We start from the raw sequence: 4,208 nt of genomic DNA, 5'->3' as shown, positions 1-4,208 counted from the left end.
GCCGGTGGTGGTGCGGAGTTCGACGGTGCCGCCGCGGGCGCTGAGGGCGCCGTCGTAATCACCGAGCAGATATTCAGCGGTGGTGGGTGCGCCCGGGCGTGAGCGGAAGGCGGCGCGATTGTTGCAGACGGTGGCGCGGTTGAGGGTGCTGGTGATGGCGGTGCCGACGAGCACGGTGCCTGCCTTAAATGTGTGGTGCAGGCCCCCTCCGGCCAGCGACCATCCGCTCAGGTCCACGGCATCGGGGCTGTTGTTCTGGATCACGAGGTGTTCCAGATCTTGGGTGCCAGTGGCGGGGTTGGGGTCGGCGCTTTCGATGGTCACGCTGGCGGCGGCGGTCGGACTGGCGGCGGCCGGGATCATGTTGAGTTTACTGGACGGTCCGTAGGTAGTGTAGAGCGATTGGCGGTTTTGTCCGAGCCATGAGTTCCACGAGCTGATGTTGTTATAACCCGCAATGTTGACCCCTAGTGGCAGCGGGGCCATGGAGGCGCGGACGACGGCCATGCGTTGTTCGAGGACGGATGTGCCGACAGGGGTGCCGCGCGGCCCCATCAGGCTATCCATGAGGGTGCGGATACGGCGGCCGACCATGGCGCGGATTTCGAGTGATTGGTATCCTTGTTCCCAGAGCACATTCCATTGTTTGGTGGAGTTGGCTTCGGCCCGGTAGGTGAATGTCGCCTGCCAAGGATTGATGGTGCCGTTCATGGTCCCGTCTTTGTCCCAGGGGAACAAGAACCATTCGCGCGAGCCGTCGGTGTCTCGGTAGAAGTAGAAGTTTTTGCGGTTGGTATCGCTATCGGAGAGGATGGGCCGCATGGCCATGAAGTTGATGAAATTGGGCAAGTTCAGACTGCCGAACAGGTGGGATTTTCGTTCATCGGAGGTACCGGTGTTGAGCTTGGAGATGAATTCCTCCAAGTCCCCCATGCCTTCTTGGGTACGGGTCTTTTTTTCGATGCCGTAGAGAGTATCGCCGAACGACGGGGAGTTGGAGTAGTCGCCTCCGGGCAGGGGTGTTTCGCCGAGGCGCTGGACAAACTTGTACATGGCTCCGTCGGGGTCGAAGCCCCAGCGTTTGAGGTAATCTTCGTCCATTTGCTCGATGAGCACGGCCACGCGTTGAAACGAACCGTTGCGATACATGGCTACATTGAATGCCTCGCAGGCAGGATGGCCGCTGGTGCGCAGCATTTCGTAGCTGCCGGCTACGCGGTAATAATTGGGATCAGCGCCGCTACCGTTCATGTTGACCTCGCCGACGCGGCCGAGGGTTTCATTGACGACGATGCCATCGCCGGCATTAAAATTGAATTTCTGTGATCCGGCGGATGTATAACCGCCGCGTTGGCGGACGTAGATGTTGTCGTAGAACCGTCCGCCGTACCAGACACTGGCGCGGCTGCCGGTACGGGTGTCGCTGTTGGTGACGTCATTGGTGAACCACTGCATGATGGGCAGGCGGGCCGTGAGAGCGGGGTCTTTGACGACCGTGCCGAAGTATTGAGGCGACTGCGAGACGCCGTTGGTATTGGTGAGGTCGACCGGGTAAGGGGCGCGCCATGTGCGGGCGGCGGTGTCGGTGGCGGTGACGAAGTATCGGAGCATGCGTTTGGCGGTGGCGCCGCCGCTGTTGGGGATGGTGGCGGTGTAGAGGCGGCTGCCGTCGGTGGCGCCAGGAACCGGACCGGCGTCGGTCATCGGAATGGCTGGCGCTTCGGGAGTGAACATGACCCGCGTGACCAACGAAACCGAGGCCACGGGAGCCAGGCGAGGTGTGACCTGCGCGGTCACGAGGATGGATTCCCCTGCCAATGGTTCGGCGGGCGAGTGAGAGACGTCGCCAATGGCCGGGCCTGGATCGACGAAAGCGTCGGCATTCGACCCGCCGGGCGTGGCGGTGGCAAAAAAACCAGCGCCCGCGGCGGCCGGGGCCAGACCAGCCTCAAGCACCGGGACGAGCAGGAAATCGTCCTGGGTCTGGGAGCGGCGAAACCCGTGGACGGCGAGCACATTGACGCCTTTGACCAGCGCTGGCAAGGCGGCGGCTGAAATGTCGGTCTCTTCAAAGACGACAGCCTGGGAGTCAGAACGATCGGTGTCGGCCACGGCATTAAACGCGCGGACGCCGGTGAAATTGCCGCGCGCGACTTCCACGCCGTTGAGGTAGGTGACGTGGGCATCGTCGTATTTGATGCGGAGCTGCAAGGAGGCGATGAGTGCCGGGTCGGTGAGCGTGAAGCGGTGGCGGGTGTAGAGGCCGGTGCTGACGGCGGCCGCTAGGCTTTGCACGTCATTTTGATAGTGAAAGGGATAGAGTGGAGTGGGAAAGCTGCCGGCTCCTTGATCACGGTGTTGCTGCACCATGGGGGCGGGCAGTTCGGCGGGAAAAAAGGCGGCGTCATCGAGCTGACCTACGAAGTGGAAAGTACCTCCTGTGTCGTCGCCGGAGCCGAGGTGGAAGCCGTGAGCGGCGGTCAGGTTTGGGCTGTATCCGCCCTGAGCCGAGGCGGCTTGAATACCGTTGAGGTACAGCCGTTTGGTGCCTGACGGGCCTCGGGTGATGGCGAGGTGGGTCCAAGAGTTGAGGGTGGCCGGTCCGCCGGCTGCCACATGCCAAGTGGTTCCGGTGCCGGTCCAAAATTCCCAAGTGTTTGAGGGCGTGAGGTAGAGGATGAATCCTCGTTGGGCGCCGGGGATTCCAGTGCGTGACGAGACCACGGCGCGGTATCCACTACCGCCGGTGGGGCGGACCCAGGCGGCGAAGCTGAAAGTGGTGGGAGGATTGAGCTTGGCGGAAAACGGCACGGTTAAGCCGCCGCGGCCGTCGAAATCCGCGGCGGTGCCGGTTGGCAGTGGGCTGGCGGCGCCGAAGACGGGACCGACGCCGTTGGGGGCGGCGGTGTGTCCAGAGCCTGAGGCATCGGTGGCTTCGGTTGTGCCGGCGGATTCGTTCATCAACCAAACGCCGACGGGCGAGCCTTGTTCAAAGCCGGTTCCGCTACCGGTTCCGGTGCGCCAGGAAGCGTCATTAAAGGCTGGGGCTCGCCAGTTTGTGACGGCCGTATCGGGGGCGGCGGTGGTCGGGGCCAGAAACTTCACTGCCGTTGACGCGTTGACCAGCGACTCGGTGGCAGCCCGTGATCCATAACTGAGGTCCGTGACTTGCGGCGGATAGGCGGGGGCGAACTCGCTTGCCTTGGTGACGCCGTCGGGTTGGATCAGGGCCAGATACTCACCCGACTTGGCCAGAGAGAATGGGGCGTGCCAATACCCTTGAGGATCCATATGTGGAGTGCCATCAGCCGAGCCGGTGCGGCCCGAACAAACAATCACGACACGTCCGCCAGCGGCTAGGATCCGCGGCGGAAAAACAAATTTTTGCCCATTGCTGGCTGAGTCGGTGAGGCGCCATCCCGAGAGGTTGATGCTGGTGGCATCTGGATTCCAGATTTCCACCCAGTCTTCGTAATTCCCGTGTCCGTCTTTCCACGTGGTGGCATTTGACGCCATGAATTCCGAAATAACCGGACCGGCGGCGGCGGTGAGGCCGGACAGAAGCATCGAAGCAAGAACGGAAACGAAGCGCATAAGGAATGACTGTACCTCCGCGGGTGCGCTTGTCCTGCCAAAGCTGCGGGGGTGCGATCTGGGCTTCCGCGCCTGTGAACCGATCGTTTATGGCCTTACAATTTTGCTAGTGCACACACGGGATTTCCGCAACACTGCGGGACAGTCGGAGCCGATAGGTGTCCCATTTTTTTGATCCAGTTGACGCGTCATGTGGCGGTCATGATAGCGATCAGAGGAAGGATGCCGACGCTGGCCTCCCTCATCGATCACGACTTCCCATGGGACTCATCGACTCCATTATAGGTGCCGTCACTGGTGCTTCCTCTGCCACCTCCGAAGAATCGGGAGGCCATCCGCTCATGGCCGCGCTCGCAGGGCTTCTGGAACAAAATGGAGGACTGTCAGGGTTGCTGGGCCAGTTTAGCCAGCACGGCTTGGGCGAGGTGGCTAGCTCCTGGGTGGGGCTGAGTGAAAACAGGGGCATTACGGCAGAACAGATTCAGAGTGTGCTGGGCAATGACCAAATCGCCGGCATCGCCAGCAAGCTTGGCCTCAATGCCGAGCAGGCCTCTGGTTTACTTTCGCAGTATCTGCCGAAAATCATCGATAAACTCACCCCGTCCGGTCAGATC

Annotated in this window: 2 protein-coding genes; one reads left to right on the top strand and one right to left on the bottom strand. The window is 61.7% G+C overall.

All coding sequences use genetic code 11. The features are described 5' to 3' along the window. Window positions 1-3,567: CotH kinase family protein (locus AC4DF4_RS18630; protein ID WP_490049597.1), on the bottom strand; the 3,567-nt coding region annotated here is incomplete at its 3' end. Between the two features lie 287 nt (window positions 3,568-3,854). Between AC4DF4_RS18630 and AC4DF4_RS18625 the strand changes: the two genes are divergently transcribed. Then, the coding region (locus tag AC4DF4_RS18625) for a YidB family protein (RefSeq protein WP_490049596.1) at window positions 3,855-4,208 on the top strand (354 nt) is incomplete at its 3' end.

Source organism: Luteolibacter sp. (assembly GCF_058122085.1).
Note: the sequence above shows the minus strand (reverse complement) of the source record. Positions and strands in the feature narration are given on the sequence as shown.